Genomic DNA, 16,010 nt, shown 5'->3' on the forward strand with positions numbered 1-16,010 from the left:
GTGCCCATGTACGTTCTGGCGCCCTACGCAGTCACCGAGGCCAATTCCCGCGGGCGCCGGATTTCCGAAGCAGCCCCCACCGCCCGGGGCGAATTCCAGCGGGACCGGGACCGGATTGTCCATTGCACGGCGTTTCGCCGTCTTGAATACAAGACCCAGGTCTTCGTGAACCACGAAGGCGACCTTTTCCGGACCCGCCTGACCCACAGCATCGAAGTGGCCCAGATCACCCGCACCATCGCGCGGGCCCTGCGCCTCAATGAGGACCTGGCCGAGGCCGTGGCTCTTGCCCACGACCTTGGGCACACCCCGTTCGGCCACGCAGGCCAGGACGCCCTGAATGCCTGCATGAAGGATCTGGGGGGCTTCGAGCACAACCTGCAGTCCCTGCGCATCGTCGACCTGCTGGAAGAGAGTTACGCCGAGTTCAACGGCCTCAACCTGATGCACGAGACCCGCGAAGGTATCCTCAAGCATTGTTCGCCCAAGAACGCGCAGCTTCTCGGTGATGTCGGCGAGCGCTTCCTGCAGGGCCGGCAGCCCTCCGTGGAAGCCCAGCTGGCCAACCTGGCTGACGAGATCGCCTACAACAACCATGACGTGGATGACGGCCTGCGCTCCGGGCTCATCACGCTTGAGCAGTTGCAGGAGGTGCCGGTCTTCGCCCGCCAGCGGCGGGTCGTGGAGGCGGCCTACCCCGGGATTTCGGGGCGCAAGCTCATCCACGAGACCATCAGGCGCATGATCAACCTGATGGCCGTGGACCTGATCGAGCAGACCCGCAGCAACATCGCTGCCAGCGGGATCGACAGCCTGGATGACGTGCACCGGGCTCCCCGGCTGGTGGCCTACAGCGAAGCCATGCTCCCCGAGCTGAGAACGCTCAAGGTCTTTCTTCGGGAGAGCCTGTATCACCATTACCAGGTGCTGCGCATGACCGACAAGGCCCGGCGCATCATCCACGACCTCTTCGGGGCCTTCATGAACGACCCGCGTCTGCTGCCACCGCAGTACCAGCTCATGGCCAGGTCTGACACCCCTCGGGCCATTGCCGACTACATCGCCGGGATGACCGATCGGTACGCCATGCGGGAACATCGCCGCCTTTTTGCCGTCGGCGAGATCCACTGAACCCCTGCCTGCCGTTTCCCTGCAGGTCTCCACGGGCCCCGCTTCCATGCGGCGGCGCAAAAAAACCTTGAAGAACCAAGGCCTGGAGCGGTATATTCGACCCTCGCCCAATGTGTTTGAACGGTCTCCTCGTCGGGATCGAAGGTAGCCGGCTGGCCGGAAGCCGCCGGCTTTTTCACGGTTCGGACGGGGCGATTTCCGCAGTTTGAAGGTCCGGTGCTACAGGAATGTAGGTGCCGGGTTTGTGTTGTGTCGAGGAAAAACAAGATGGATCTTCCCCTGCAGCAGGGTCTCTACGACCCCGCCAACGAACATGACGCCTGTGGTGTCGGCTTCATTGCACATATCAAGGGCAACCGAACTCACAATGTGGTTCTTCAGGGCCTTGAGATCCTGAAGAACCTGGATCACCGGGGCGCCGTCGGTGCCGATCCGCTGCAAGGTGACGGTGCGGGCATCCTGATCCAGATTCCGGACACCCTTTATCGCGAAGAGATGGCCAAGCAGGGCGTCACCCTGCCGCAGGCCGGCGACTACGGCGTGGGCATCGTCTTCCTGCCGAAGGAGCACGCCTCCCGTCTCGCCTGTGAGGAAGAGATCGAGCGCGCGGTGCGTTCCGAAGGCCAGGTCGTGCTCGGCTGGCGCGACGTGCCGACCGACCCGGCAATGCCGATGTCGCCCACCGTCAAGGCCAAGGAGCCGGTGATCCGCCAGATCTTCATCGGTCGCGGTCCCGACGTGATGGTCACCGATGCCCTCGAGCGCAAGCTTTACGTGATCCGCCGCCGTGCCGCCAACGCCATCGGCAGCCTCAAGCTGAAGCACTCCAAGGAGTTCTACACCCCGTCCATGTCGGCACGGACCGTGAACTACAAGGGTCTGCTGCTGGCCGACCAGGTGGGTCAGTATTACCTCGACCTCCAGGATCCCCGTTGCGTGTCCGCGCTGGCCCTCGTGCACCAGCGCTTCTCGACCAATACCTTCCCGACCTGGCACCTCGCCCACCCGTTCCGCTACATCGCCCACAACGGCGAGATCAACACCGTCCGCGGCAACTACAACTGGATGCGTGCCCGCGAAAAGGGCACCCACTCTCCGCTGCTGGGCGATGACCTGCAGAAGCTGTGGCCGCTGATCTACCCGGGCCAGTCCGACTCCGCCTCCTTCGACAACGCCCTCGAGCTGCTTGTCATGAGCGGCTACTCGCTGGCCCACGCCATGATGATGATGATTCCCGAAGCCTGGGAATCCCACACTCTCATGGACCAGAAGCGCCGCGCCTTCTACGAATACCACGCAGCCATGATGGAGCCGTGGGACGGCCCCGCCGCGGTGGCTTTCACCGATGGTCGCCAGATCGGCGCCACCCTCGACCGCAACGGCCTGCGCCCCGCCCGCTACCTGGTCACCGATGACGACTACGTCGTCATGGCCTCCGAGTCCGGCGTGCTGCCCATCCCCGACGAGAAGATCGTCAAGAAGTGGCGCCTGCAGCCGGGCAAGATGTTCCTGATCGACATGGAGCAGGGCCGCATCATCGACGACAAGGAACTCAAGGAGTCCCTCGCGTCGGCCAAGCCCTATCAGGAATGGCTGCGCCGCATCAACATCAAGCTCGACACCTGTGCCGAGCCCGAGTCCGTGGCCGCGCCCGAGTGCGCCGCCTCCGTGCTCGATCGTCAGCAGGCCTTCGGCTACACCCAGGAAGACATCAAGTTCATCCTCGAGCCGATGGCCAAGAGCGGCGAGGAAGGCACCGGCTCCATGGGCAACGACAGCCCGCTGGCCGTGCTGTCCGCCCGCGCCAAGCCGATCTACGCCTACTTCCGGCAGCTCTTCGCCCAGGTGACCAACCCGCCGATCGATCCGATCCGCGAACAGCTGGTCATGTCCCTGGTGTCCTTCGTCGGTCCGCGCCCCAACCTGCTCGGCATCAACGAGATCAACCCGCCGTACCGCCTGGAAGTCACCCAGCCGGTGCTGACCTTCGCCGACATGGCGAAGCTGCGCGAGATCGCCCGTTACACCGAGAACAAGTTCCGCTCCGCCGAACTCGACATCTGCTACCCGCTGGCCTGGGGCAAGGAAGGTGTCGAAGCGCGCCTGGCCTCCCTCTGTGCCGAAGCCGAGAACGCAGTGCTGGACGGCTCCAACATCCTGATCGTCTCCGACCGCAAGGTCAGCGCCGAACAGGTTGCCATCCCGGCCCTGCTCGCCACCTCGGCCATCCACCAGCACCTTGTCACCAAGGGCCTGCGCACCCGCACCGGCCTGGTGGTCGAAACCGGCTCCGCCCGTGAGACCCACCACTTCGCCGTGCTGGCCGGCTATGGCGCTGAGGCGGTGCACCCCTACCTGGCCCTCGAGACCCTGACCGAACTGGCCAAGGGCGACGCGGAAACCGCCGACAAGTACGTCAAGCACTTCATCAAGGCGGTCGGCAAGGGCCTCATGAAGGTCATGTCCAAGATGGGCATCTCCACCTTCATGTCCTACACCGGCGCGCAGATCTTCGAAGCCATCGGTCTCAAGAAGACCCTGGTGGAAAAGTACTTCACCGGTACGGCCTCCCAGGTCGAGGGCATCGGTGTGTTCGAGGTCATGGAAGAGGCGATCCGCCTGCACCAGGCCGCCTTCAGCGCCGACCCGGTGCTGGCCAACGCCCTGGACGCCGGCGGCGAGTACGCCTACCGGATCCGCGGCGACGAGCACATGTGGACCCCGGACGCGATTGCCAAGCTGCAGCACTCCACCCGCTCCGGCAAGTTCGACACCTACAAGGAATACGCCCGGATCATCAACGATCAGAGCAAGCGTCACATGACCCTGCGCGGCCTGTTCGAGCTCAAGTCCGTCGGTGCTCCGGTGCCGCTGGAAGAGGTCGAGCCCGCCAAGGAGATCGTCAAGCGCTTCGCCACCGGCGCCATGTCCCTGGGCTCCATCTCCACCGAAGCCCACACCACCCTGGCCATCGCCATGAACCGGATCGGCGGCAAGTCGAACACCGGCGAAGGCGGCGAGGATCCGAAGCGCTTCATTCCCATCGCCAAGCCCACCAAGCTGTCCGAGATCATCGGTGCCAGCCGCATCGAGCGCGACATCGAGCTGAAGGCCGGCGACAGCCTGCGTTCCTCGATCAAGCAGGTCGCCTCCGGCCGCTTTGGCGTGACCACCGAGTACCTGGTCAATGCCGACCAGATCCAGATCAAGATGGCCCAGGGCGCCAAGCCCGGTGAAGGCGGTCAGCTGCCCGGCCACAAGGTGTCCGAGTACATCGGCTTCCTGCGCCACTCCGTGCCCGGCGTCGGCCTGATCTCGCCCCCGCCGCACCACGACATCTACTCCATCGAGGATCTGGCCCAGCTGATCCACGATCTGAAGAACACCAACCCGGTGGCCGACATCTCCGTCAAGCTGGTGTCCGAAGTCGGTGTGGGTACCGTCGCAGCCGGCGTGGCCAAGGCCAAGGCCGACCACGTGGTGATCGCCGGCCATGACGGCGGCACCGGCGCCTCGCCCTGGTCCTCCATCAAGTACGCAGGTTCGCCGTGGGAGCTCGGCCTGGCCGAAACCCAGCAGACCCTCGTCCTGAACCGTCTGCGCAGCCGTATTCGCGTGCAGGTTGACGGCCAGATCAAGACCGGTCGCGATGTGGTCATCGGCGCCCTGCTGGGTGCCGACGAGTTCGGTTTCGCCACCGCCCCGCTGGTGGTCGAAGGCTGCATCATGATGCGCAAGTGCCACCTCAACACCTGCCCGGTGGGCGTGGCCACGCAGGATCCGACCCTGCGCAAGCGCTTCTCCGGCCAACCCGAGCACGTGGTGAACTTCTTCTTCTTCGTTGCCGAGGAAGTGCGCGAGCTGATGGCCCAGATGGGTATCCGCAAGTTCGACGAGCTGATCGGCCGTGCCGACCTGCTCGACATGCGTGCCGGCATTGAGCACTGGAAGGCCAGCGGCCTGGACTACAGCCGCATCTTCCACCAGCCCAACGTCCCCGCCGAAGTGCCGCGCCTGCACACCGAAATCCAGGATCACAACCTGTCCAAGGCCCTCGACAACAAGCTCATCGAGCTGGCCAAACCGGCCCTCGAGACGGGTGCCAAGGTCAACATCGAGCTGCCGGTGCGCAACATCAACCGTACTGTCGGTGCCATGGTGTCCGGCCAGTTTGCCGCCAAGTACGGTCACGCCGGCCTGCCCGACGACACCGTGCATATCAAGCTCAACGGCACCGCCGGCCAGAGCTTCGGGGCCTTCCTGTCCCGCGGCCTGACCCTCGAGCTGGTGGGTGAAGGCAACGACTACGTCGGCAAGGGCCTCTCCGGTGGCCGCATCATCGTGCGCCCGGCGCCCGGCTTCAAGTGCGACACCCCGAGCAACATCATCATCGGCAACACCGTGCTCTACGGCGCCACCGAAGGCGAAGCCTACTTCGCCGGCGTGGGCGGCGAGCGTTTCGCGGTGCGTAACTCCGGCGCCACCACCGTGGTGGAAGGCGTGGGCGACCACGGTTGCGAGTACATGACCGGCGGCACCGTGGTTGTGCTGGGCATGACCGGCCGCAACTTCGCCGCGGGCATGTCCGGTGGCGTGGCCTACGTGTTCGACGAAGACGGCAGCTTCGAAGGCCGCTGCAACATGGCCCAGGTGGCCCTGGAGCCGGTCGAGGACGAACTCGAAGCCCGCAAGGGTTCCGAGTCGGGCGATGAGCTCGAGTCCCACGGCCGCGTCGACGTTCGTCACCTGGGCATGGCCGACGAAGCCCTGCTCAAGATGCTGGTCGAACGTCACGCCAACTACACCGGCAGCGAACGCGCCAAGGCCATCCTCGCCGACTGGCCGACCTACCGCGCCAAGTTCGTCAAGGTGATGCCGCACGAATACCGTCGCGCGCTGGCCGAAATGGCCGCGCAACAACAGAAAGAACTGGAGGCCGCGTAACATGGGCAAGCCAACTGGATTTCTCGAGTACCAGCGTCTCTCCGAGGCCTATGCCCCGGTCGAACAGCGTCTCAAGCACTACAAGGAGTTCGTCGATCACCTGAGCGACGACGAGGCGGCCAAGCAGGGCGCCCGTTGCATGGATTGCGGCGTGCCTTTCTGCAACAGCGGCTGCCCGGTGAACAACATCATTCCCGACTGGAATGACCTGGTGTATCGCGGCGCCTGGAAGGAAGCGATCGAGGTTCTGCACTCGACCAACAACTTCCCTGACTTCACCGGCCGCATCTGCCCGGCCCCCTGTGAAGCCGCGTGCACGCTCAACATCAACACCGAAGCCGTGGGCATCAAGTCCATCGAGCACGCCATCATCGACAAGGCCTGGGAGAACGGCTGGGTCAAGCCCCAGCCCGCCGCCGTCAAGACCGGCAAGAAGGTGGCCGTGGTCGGTTCCGGCCCCGCCGGCCTGGCCGCTGCCCAGCAGCTGGCCCGCGTCGGCCACGACGTGACGGTGTTCGAGAAGAGCTCCCGCATCGGCGGCCTGCTGCGCTATGGCATCCCCGACTTCAAGATGGAGAAGTCCCACATCGATCGTCGCGTCGAGCAGATGCAGGCCGAAGGCGTCAGCTTCCGCACCAAGGTGTGTGTGGGTGCCAAGCCGGCAGCCACCGGCATCAACGACGATGCGGTCGAGGTGATCTCCGCCGAGCAGCTCAAGTCCGAGTTCGACGCGGTGATCCTCGCCGCCGGTTCCGAAGTGCCGCGTGACCTGCCCGTCCCGGGCCGCGAACTGTCGGGTATCCACTTCGCGCTGGAGCTGCTGGTTCCGCAGAACAAGGAAGTGGCCGGCGACGACAAGAACCCCATCTCCGCCACCGGCAAGCACGTCATCGTGATCGGCGGCGGCGACACCGGTTCCGACTGCGTGGGCACCTCCAACCGTCACGGCGCCAAGTCCGTGACCCAGTTCGAAGTGATGCCCGAGCCGCCGAAGGAAGAGAATCGTCCGCTGACCTGGCCTTACTGGCCGATCAAGATGCGCACCTCGTCCTCCCACGAGGAAGGCTGCAGCCGCGAATTCGCGGTGTCCACCAAGGAGTTCATCGGCGAGAACGGCAAGGTCAAGGCCCTGCGCACCGTCGAGCTCGAATGGAAGGACGGCAAGCCGAGCGAGGTCGCCGGTTCCGAGCGCGAGCTGCCGGCCGATCTGGTCCTGTTCGCGATGGGCTTCACCAACCCGGTGGCGTCCCTGCTCGAAGCCTTCGGCGTCGACAAGGATGGTCGCGGCAATGCCAAGGCCACTACCGATGGTGAAGGCTGCTACGCCACCAACGTGGCCAAGGTCTTTGCCGCCGGTGACGTCCGCCGCGGCCAGTCCCTGGTGGTGTGGGCCATCCGCGAAGGCCGTCAGGCCGCCCGCGAGGTGGACAACTTCCTGATGGGCAGCACCGTCCTGCCCCGCTGAAGCCTCCTCCGCTCCACAAAGAAGCCCGCAATTGCGGGCTTTTTTGTTTTTCGGAGAGGAGGGGACGGGCGTGGGCGGCTGAAGCCGCCCCTACACGCGCCCTGCCCTCTATCCTTACAGCCCCAGCAGGTTCACCGTGTGGTGGCCGATCATCCATTCCTCGTTGGTCGGGACCACCAAGACTTCGATCTTGCTGTCCCGGGCGTGGATGCGGGTGGCGTGGCGTTCGTTGGCGGCGGGGTAGAGTGACAGGCCGGTCCAGGCCAGCCATTCGGCGATGCGGGCGCGCACGGCCGCGGCGTGCTCGCCGATGCCGCCGGTGAACACCAGTGCGTCGAGACCGCCGGCCGCCATGCTGAGCTGGCCGATCATGCAGGCCGCCCGGTAGCAGAACAGTTCGATGGCTTCCTTTGCGGACTCCTCGTCGGATTCCAGCAGGGCGCGCATGTCCTGGCTGATGCCGGACACGCCGAGCAGGCCCGACTGCTTGTAGAGCAGGTTGCTCAGGGCCTTGGCGTCCATGCCCTTCTGTTCGACCAGGTGCAGGATCACGCCGGGGTCCAGGCTGCCGGTGCGGGTGCCCATCATCAGGCCATCCACCGCAGTAAAGCCCATGCTGGTATCGCGGGACTGGCCGTCGCGCAGGGCACACATGCTGGCGCCGTTGCCCAGGTGGGCGACGACGATGGGCCCGTGGGATTTCTCTTCGCCCAGCAGGTCGGGCAACTGGCGCGCCACGAACTCGTAGGACAGGCCGTGGAAGCCGTAGCGCTTGATGCCCTCGTTGGTCAGCGCGCGGGGGATCGGGAAGTGGCGCGCCACCGGCAGACGGGTGCGGTGGAAGGCGGTGTCGAAGCATCCCACCTGGCGCACATCGGGCATCAGGCCGAAGAGCAGCTTGATGGCGCGCAGGTTGTGCGGCTGGTGCAGGGGCGCCAGGGGGATCAGGGTTTCCAGCTCGGCGACCACTTCCGGGGTCAGCACCACCGGGGCGCCGTAGTGGTCGCCGCCGTGCACGATGCGATGGCCGGCGGCGACGATGTCCACGCCCGGGCTATGGCGGTTGATCCACTCGAAGATGAACTCCAGGGCCACCCGATGCTGGCCGTTCTGGTCGGTGCCCTCGGGCACGCTCAGGGCTTCGGTGAAGCGCTCGCCGGTGTTGGTGTCCTTGGCGTGCATCAGCGGCTCGGCGCCGATGCCTTCGACCTGGCCGGACAGGCGCGGCGTGTCGGCCAGCCGCGGGGTCATGGGGAAGAGGGCGAACTTGAGGCTGGAAGAGCCAGCGTTGAGGATGAGGACGGCTTTCATTGACGGGTCACCAGACGACGGTTGTGGGCCATGAGCTGGGCAATGGCGCAGGAGGCGGTACGGGTTTCGGCGGTGTCGGCGCGGCTGGTGAGCACGATGGGCACGCGGGCACCCAGCACCACGCCGGCCATCAGGGCGTCGGCGAGGTATTCGAGCTGCTTGGCCATCATGTTGCCGGACTCGAGGTCGGGCACCACCAGGATGTCGGCCTGGCCGGCCACCGCGGAGCGGATGCCCTTGGTCTTGGCGGCGACCAGCGACACGGCGTTGTCGAAGGCCAACGGGCCGTCGAGCAGGCCGCCGGTGATCTGGCCGCGGTCGGCCATCTTGCACAGGGCGGCGGCATCAAGGGTGGAGCGGATCTTCTCGTTGACCGTCTCCACGGCGGACAGGATGGCGACCTTGGGTTCGCGCACGCCCATCATGATCGCCAGCTCGATGGCGTTCTGGATGATGTGCACCTTGTCGGCCAGGCTTGGCTCGATGTTGATGGCCGCGTCGGTGATCAACAGCGGGTGCGGGTAGGTCGGCACGTCGGCCATGAACACATGGGACAGGCGCCGGGAGGTACGCAGGCCGGTGTCTTTGGCGACCACCTCGCTCATCAGCTCGTCGGTGTGCAGGGAGCCCTTCATCAGGGCTTCCACCTCGCCGCAGCGCGCCAGGCGCACGGCGGTCTCGGCCGAGGCGTGGCTGTGGGGCACGTCGACGATGCGCACGCCGCGCAGATCGATGTGCTCGCGCTCGGCGACCTCGCGGATCTTGTTCTCCGGACCGACCAGCACCGGGATCACCAGGCCGGCATCGCGGGCCTGGATGGGGCCGCGCAGGGACTCGGTGTCGCAGGGGTGGGCCACCGCAATGGGGATCGGCTCCATGCCGCGGGTCATCTCGAGTACATGCAGGTAGCGCTGCTGCCGGTCGGAGATGGTGATGCCAGGCAAGGCCATGCGCAGACGCTTGATCTTCTCGGTGGGCGCCATCACCTCGGCAGTCCCGTCGATGACCTTCAGGCCATCCTGGTTGACGCACAGGCAGTCGAGCAGCAGGTGATGATTGTGTTCGAAGCGTTTGGTACAGGTGATGGTGACGGTGAGCGTGTCGCCGATCGTGACAGGGCGCCAGAACTTGAGCGTCTGGCCCACATACACGGTGCCCGGCCCCGGAAACTCGGTGCCGAGAATCGAGGAGATCAGCACGCTGCCCCACATGGAGTGCCCCACCACCTCGCGGAACTGGCTCGAACGGGCGAACTCGGGGTCTACGTGGGTCGGGTTGACGTCCCCGGACATGACGGCGAAGAGGTGAATGTCCTCGGGTCGGAGTGTCCGCACCAATTGGGCAGAGTCGCCGATGGCGATCTCGTCAAACGTTCGGTTCTGGATGAAATCCATTGTGTCGGTTGTCATGTCGGGTCCTGAGGTTGCATTGCAGCATGCGTCATTCTACGGAAAGCGCAACCTGCAACTTTAGTATTAGATCAAAGGCGTGTTGCGCTGCGTCAGTCCCACATCAATGTGGCGGGATGTAATCCGAGAACTTCGCCGCAAGTCGCTAAAAATGCCCATGCTAGAATCGGCCCGGTCAAAATTCAAACCGCATTCAAGGGCTCCTATGGAAGTGATCGTCCTCGCCGCCGGACAAGGCAAGCGCATGCGTTCGGTGTTGCCGAAGGTCCTGCAACCCCTGGCCGCCAGGCCCATGCTGGCCCATGTGCTGGATACCGCACGGGCCCTGGACGCCCGCCGCATCGTGGTGGTGTATGGCCATGGTGGCGAGGTGGTGCGTGAAGCCCTCGCCGCGCCCGATCTCGCCTGGGCCCGCCAGGATCCGCCGCAGGGCACCGGTCATGCGGTGCAACAGGCGATGCCCCTGGTGGAGGATGGCGACATCGCCCTCATCCTCTACGGCGACGTGCCCCTGATCGGTCAGGCCAGCCTGCGCCGCCTCAGCGCCGCCGCGAGCGACCGCAGCCTGGCGCTCCTCACCGTCGAGATGGCCGACCCCACCGGCTATGGCCGCATCCTGCGCGACGCGGCCGGCAAGGTCACCCGCATCGTCGAGGAGAAGGACGCCACGCCCGAGGAGCGCCGCGTCACCGAGGTGAACACCGGCATCCTGGCTGCCCCGGTGGCGCGCCTGCGCCAGTGGCTTGCCAATCTCAAGAACAACAACGCCCAGGGCGAGTACTACCTCACCGACATCATCGCCATGGCGGTGGCTGACGGCCTGGAAGTCATCACCACCCGGCCCGACGCCTTCGAGGAAACCCTTGGCGTCAATAACAAGACGCAGCTCGCCGAGCTGGAGCGCATCCACCAGCGCAACACAGCCCGCCGCCTCACCGACGAGGGCGTCACCGTGATCGACCCGGCACGCCTCGACGTGCGCGGCAATCTGGTGTGTGGGCATGACGTGGAAATCGACATCAACTGCATCTTCGAAGGTGACGTGGAGCTGGGCGACGGCGTGCGCATCGGCGCCAACTGCATCATCCGCAACGCGAAGATCGGCGCCGGCACGCGCATCGCCGCCTTTTCGCAGATCGAAGACACGGTGATGGGCGAGGCCTGCGTGATCGGCCCCTACGCCCGCACCCGCCCGGGCACCGTGCTCGGTACCGACGTGCACCTGGGCAACTTCGTCGAAGTGAAGAACAGTGTCATCGCCGACCACTCCAAGGCCAACCACCTGGCCTACGTGGGCGATGCCGACATCGGCCAGCGGGTCAACGTGGGCGCGGGCACCATCACCTGCAACTACGACGGTGCCAACAAGTTCCGCACCATCATCGAGGACGATGTCTTCATCGGCTCCGACACCCAGCTGGTCGCCCCGGTCCGTGTCGGCCGTGGTGCCACGCTGGGCGCCGGCACCACGCTCACCAAGGATGCACCGGCCGAGCAGCTCACCGTATCCCGCGCCCGCCAGCTCAGCCTGGCCGGCTGGAAGCGCCCCGTGAAGGTCAAGAAAGCCTGATTTCCGTTGTTGTGTCCGGCCTGGCCAGCGTGGCCGGGCCCTAACAAGAGGTCTACGAACATGTGTGGCATCGTTACCGCCATTGCCCGTCGCAACATCGTCCCCGTGCTGCTCGAAGGCCTGCGCAAGCTCGAATACCGGGGCTACGACTCCGCCGGTCTCGCCGTCCTCAAGCCGGAAGCCACGCCTAAGCTGCAGCGCCTGCGTGCCGTGGGTCGCGTGGCCGAACTCACCGCCCAGGCCGACGAAGTGCAGCTCACTGCCGAGCTGGGCATTGCCCACACCCGCTGGGCCACCCACGGCGTGCCCTCCGAGCGCAACGCCCATCCGCACATCTCCGGCGGCCTCGCCGTGGTGCATAACGGCATCATCGAAAACTTCGAGGCCCTGCGCAGCCAGCTCCAGGCCAAGGGCTACGTCTTCTCCTCCGAGACCGACACCGAAGCCATCGCCCACCTGCTGCACGACAAGCTCAAGACCATCCCCGACCTCTTCGACGCGGTGCGCGCCACCCTCGCCGAGCTGGTCGGCGCCTACGCCATCGGCGTGATCGCCGAGGTCGACCCCAGCCGCGCCATCGTCGCCCGCAAGGGCTCGCCCCTGCTCCTCGGCATCGGCGAGGATGGCCACTACGCCGCCTCCGACACCGCCGCGCTGCTGCAGGTCACCCGCAAGGTGGTCTATCTCGAAGACGGCGATGTAGCCGAGCTGCGCCTCGACAGCTACCGCGTCACCCTGCAGGACGGCACCCCGGTCGACCGTCCGGTGAGCATCTCCAGCCTGTCCGCCGATGCGGTCGAGCTGGGCAAGTACCGCCACTACATGCAGAAGGAGATCTTCGAGCAGCCCCAGGCCCTGGCCAACACCCTCGAGCCCATCGCCGGCGCCGGCATCATCAGCCCGCAGATCTTCGGCGCCGAGGCCGTGGACGTGCTCAAGGCCACCCGGCGCGTGCTCATCCTGGCCTGCGGCACCAGCTACCACTCCGGTTTCACCGCCCGCTACTGGCTCGAGTCCGTGGCGAAGATCCCATGCACGGTGGAGATCGCCTCCGAATACCGTTACCGCGAGTCCGTACCCGAGACCGACACCCTGGTCGTGGTCATCTCCCAGTCCGGCGAAACCGCCGACACCCTGGCCGCCCTCAAGCACGCCAAGAGCCTGGGCATGACCAAGACCCTGGCCATCTGCAACGTGCCCGAGTCCGCCATCGTCCGTGAAGCGGCCCTGCGCTTCATCACCCGCGCCGGCCCCGAGATCGGCGTTGCCTCGACCAAGGCCTTCACCACCCAGCTCGCCGCCCTGGCCCTGCTGACCCTGGCCCTGGCCAAGGTCAATGGCCGCCTCTCCGCGGAGCAGGAAAGCGGCTACCTCACCCAGCTGCGCCACCTGCCGGTGGCGGTGGGCAAGGTTCTCGACCTCGAACCCGAGATCGAACGCTGGGCCCAGCGCTTCGCCAGCAAGCAGCACGCGCTCTTCCTGGGCCGTGGCAGCCACTGGCCCATCGCCATGGAAGGGGCCCTCAAGCTCAAGGAGATCTCCTACATCCACGCCGAAAGCTACGCTGCCGGCGAGCTCAAGCACGGCCCCCTGGCCCTGGTGGACAAGGACATGCCGGTCATCGCCGTGGCGCCGGCCGACGAACTCCTCGAAAAGCTCAAGAGCAACCTCCAGGAAGTCCGCGCCCGCGGCGGTGAGCTTTACGTCTTTGCCGACGCCGGCAGCGAGATGCCCGAAACGGAAGGCGTGCACATCCTGCACATGCCCGAACACTACGGGCTGCTGTCCCCGGTGCTCCACGTCATCCCGCTGCAGCTGCTCAGCTACCACGCCGCCCTGGTCAAGGGCACCGACGTGGACAAGCCGCGGAACCTGGCAAAGAGCGTGACGGTGGAGTAGGCGGGCTGGTGGGCCTGTTGCGGTCCACAACACGCATGCACCAGATCGACGCCCGGCTTGCCGGGCGTCGTCATTTTCAGGCTTCCACTCCGCCACGAAACAATGCGTTACCCGATGCCACAGACCTTCCGGCTCATCAGTGCTATTTGTTGAACAGGTATCAACGGAAGGAGTCTGGAGATGAAACGTTCACTTTTTGCCCTCATTTGTGGTTTCTGCCTGCTTGGCGTTGCGCTGGCCGACGAGGCCGCCACCAGCAAGCCTGAATCGACCGGCGAGCCCGCCAGCGAATCGGCTGTTCAGCGCATCGAACGGGGTGTTGATGCGGCGGGACACGGCATCAAGCGTGGCGCGGAAGCCGCTGCCCATGGGATCAAGCGTGGCGTGGAAGCCACCGGCCGCGGCATCCGGCGCGGTGCCGAAGCCACCAGCGAGGTCCTGCACAAGGTAGCGGACAAGATCAGCCCGTCGTCGTCGGGCGACTGATCCGGGGCGCTGTCCGCCAGAGGCTTTTTGCTATGCTGCTGCCTTTGCCCAGCCAATGCACGCCGCCGGGCAGGTGGATCTCATTTACGGAGTGGCAGATGGCCTCTTTGCAGGAACAGTTTTTGAAAGCCGGCCTGGTCAATAAAAACAAGGTCAAGCAGACCAACCAGGAAAAGGCCAAGCAGAAAAAGATCGAGCGCCGGACCGGCACCGAGAGCGTCGATGAGGTACGCCTTGCGGTGCTCGAGGCGCAGCGCAAGGATGCGGAGCGCTCCCGCGAACTCAACGCCCAGCGCGATGCCGCCGCCGCCCAGAAGGCAATCGCGGCGCAGATCGTCCAGATGGTCAAGCAAAGCCGTCAGAGCAAGGGCTCGGGCGACATTGCCTACAACTTCACCCACGACAACAAGATCAAACGGGTCTATGTGTCTGCTCAGGTGCAGTCACACATCGCGGCCGGGCACCTGGTCATCGTCTGCCAGGGGGAGACCACCGAATTGGTGCCGAGCGTGATCGCCGACAAGATCGCCGAGCGCAATCCCTCCCTGGTCGTGCGGGTCACCAAGACCAGCGCCGCGACCGACGAGGACGATCCCTATGCCGCGTTCCAGGTTCCTGACGACATGATGTGGTAGCTCCACCGGTCCGATTGGGCTGCTACTCCGCGACGATCAGGAACTCCCCCTGCCGGTACTTCGGCAGGCGCAACGCAACCAGTTGATGGGAGCGTGCCAGGGCGGCCCGGAGTTCCTCGCCGCTCATGGGATAGGGGGCCTCCATGGCGACCCAGCGGGCCCGGGCTAGGTACGGGGCAGGGCGGATGCCGGGCCGGTCGGTGAAGCCCAGGAAGAGGTCGTCGTCGACCTTGAAGGCCAGCTTGCTCTTTCCCTTGTCGATCAAATCCACGATGGCGAACATCTTGTTGCCGGCGATCGAGAAGACCCGGTTGTTGCCCCATTTGATGGATTCGCAGGCGCCGGGCAGCGCCCGGCAGAAGGCGGCGACCTCTTCAGGTGTCATCGGCATGTTTCAGTCTCTTCTGGCAAGACGCAGGGGCATCGGGACGGGGTGGGTCACTGCTGTGGCAGCGGCAGCGGGGCCATGTCCGTGAAGCCGGGGATTGCCGCCACGCGACCCAGCCAGGCCTGGATGTGCGGATAGGGCGAGAGATCGATCCCTCCTTCTGGCGCATGGGCGATGTAGGCATGGCAGGCCAGGTCTGCCAGGGTAGGGTGGGGGGCCGCGAGGAAAAGGCGCCCGGCCAGATGGCCTTCCATGAAATTGAACAGCCGGGCCGCAATGGCCTTGGCGCTGTCCAGATTGCCGGCCATGTTCCATTGGCTCACCGCCCTGGCCGTGGCCGGACCGAAACGCACTTCCGCCGATGCGATCGACAGCCAGCGCTGTACTTCCGCGCGGGTCCTCGGATCGCGGGGCAGCCAGGGGCTGTCCGGCGCGTATTTTTCCACCAGGTAGATGAGGATTGCGGTGCTGTCGCAGATCACCGTGTCTTCGTCCTGCAGCACCGGAATCTGCCCCAGGGGGTTCAGGGCCAGGAACTCGGGTGTCCGGCGCACGTCAACCGTGGCCGTAACGTAGTTGTAGGGCAGGCCCAGCAGTTTGAGCAGCACCTCTACCCGGTGGGCATGGCCCGAAGGTGGGGTTCCATAAAGGGTGATCGACGGGGCGCGGTTCATCGGGCTTCCTTTCGTCTTGAGGGCTGATCATGCTGAATGGTTTCGATCGGTATGGCAACCATGGCCGGGCAGGCTCCACGCGGTGGCGATAGCAGAGC

At 65.5% G+C, this 16,010-nt stretch carries 11 protein-coding genes; 7 read left to right on the top strand and 4 right to left on the bottom strand.

Going from position 1 to position 16,010, the window contains the following annotated elements:
* The first annotated feature begins 6 nt into the window (after positions 1-6).
* From HHL15_RS11885 to HHL15_RS11895, 3 genes are all read left to right on the top strand, one after another.
* Positions 7-1,131, top strand: coding sequence for a deoxyguanosinetriphosphate triphosphohydrolase (locus tag HHL15_RS11885; protein ID WP_169146116.1), 1,125 nt, complete (start codon positions 7-9; stop codon positions 1,129-1,131).
* Between the two features lie 267 nt (positions 1,132-1,398).
* Positions 1,399-6,075, top strand: coding sequence for a glutamate synthase-related protein (locus tag HHL15_RS11890; RefSeq protein ID WP_169145984.1), 4,677 nt, complete (start codon positions 1,399-1,401; stop codon positions 6,073-6,075).
* A gap of 1 nt (position 6,076) precedes the next feature.
* On the top strand, positions 6,077-7,540 hold the full coding sequence (locus tag HHL15_RS11895; RefSeq protein WP_169145985.1) for a glutamate synthase subunit beta: 1,464 nt from the start codon (positions 6,077-6,079) through the stop codon (positions 7,538-7,540).
* A gap of 114 nt (positions 7,541-7,654) precedes the next feature.
* Here HHL15_RS11895 and HHL15_RS11900 read toward each other — a convergent pair whose 3' ends face one another.
* Positions 7,655-8,851 (bottom strand): acetate/propionate family kinase, encoded by a 1,197-nt coding sequence (locus HHL15_RS11900; protein ID WP_169145986.1) that lies wholly within the window; start codon positions 8,849-8,851, stop codon positions 7,655-7,657.
* A complete protein-coding gene (locus tag HHL15_RS11905; RefSeq protein WP_169145987.1) occupies positions 8,848-10,260 on the bottom strand; it encodes a bifunctional enoyl-CoA hydratase/phosphate acetyltransferase in 1,413 nt (470 codons plus the stop codon). The genes HHL15_RS11900 and HHL15_RS11905 overlap by 4 nt, the downstream gene beginning before the upstream one ends.
* Positions 10,261-10,465: 205 nt before the next feature.
* On the opposite strand from HHL15_RS11905, the gene glmU reads away from it, so the two are divergent.
* The 4 genes from glmU (at position 10,466) to HHL15_RS11925 (ending at position 14,850) form a co-directional block, all read left to right on the top strand.
* On the top strand, positions 10,466-11,830 hold the full coding sequence (gene glmU, locus HHL15_RS11910) for a bifunctional UDP-N-acetylglucosamine diphosphorylase/glucosamine-1-phosphate N-acetyltransferase GlmU (protein ID WP_169145988.1): 1,365 nt from the start codon (positions 10,466-10,468) through the stop codon (positions 11,828-11,830).
* Positions 11,831-11,890: 60 nt separating this feature from the next.
* On the top strand, positions 11,891-13,729 hold the full coding sequence (gene glmS, locus HHL15_RS11915) for a glutamine--fructose-6-phosphate transaminase (isomerizing) (RefSeq protein ID WP_169145989.1): 1,839 nt from the start codon (positions 11,891-11,893) through the stop codon (positions 13,727-13,729).
* 180 nt (positions 13,730-13,909) lie between these two features.
* A complete protein-coding gene (locus HHL15_RS11920) occupies positions 13,910-14,215 on the top strand; it encodes a hypothetical protein (protein WP_169145990.1) in 306 nt (101 codons plus the stop codon).
* Positions 14,216-14,247: 32 nt separating this feature from the next.
* The gene (locus tag HHL15_RS11925) at positions 14,248-14,850 is read left to right on the top strand and encodes a DUF2058 domain-containing protein (RefSeq protein WP_235943363.1); all 603 of its coding nucleotides are present in this window, start codon (positions 14,248-14,250) and stop codon (positions 14,848-14,850) included.
* 22 nt (positions 14,851-14,872) lie between these two features.
* Here HHL15_RS11925 and HHL15_RS11930 read toward each other — a convergent pair whose 3' ends face one another.
* Together HHL15_RS11930 and HHL15_RS11935 are read right to left on the bottom strand one after the other, a co-directional pair.
* Positions 14,873-15,241: an MmcQ/YjbR family DNA-binding protein gene (locus tag HHL15_RS11930; protein WP_235943364.1), complete on the bottom strand. Its 369-nt coding sequence runs from the start codon at positions 15,239-15,241 to the stop codon at positions 14,873-14,875.
* A 47-nt stretch (positions 15,242-15,288) separates the two neighbouring features.
* Positions 15,289-15,912 (bottom strand): glutathione S-transferase family protein, encoded by a 624-nt coding sequence (locus HHL15_RS11935; RefSeq protein WP_169145991.1) that lies wholly within the window; start codon positions 15,910-15,912, stop codon positions 15,289-15,291.
* Between the last annotated feature and the right edge of the window lie 98 nt (positions 15,913-16,010).

Source organism: Zoogloea dura (assembly GCF_012927165.1).
GTDB lineage: Bacteria > Pseudomonadota > Gammaproteobacteria > Burkholderiales > Rhodocyclaceae > Zoogloea > Zoogloea dura.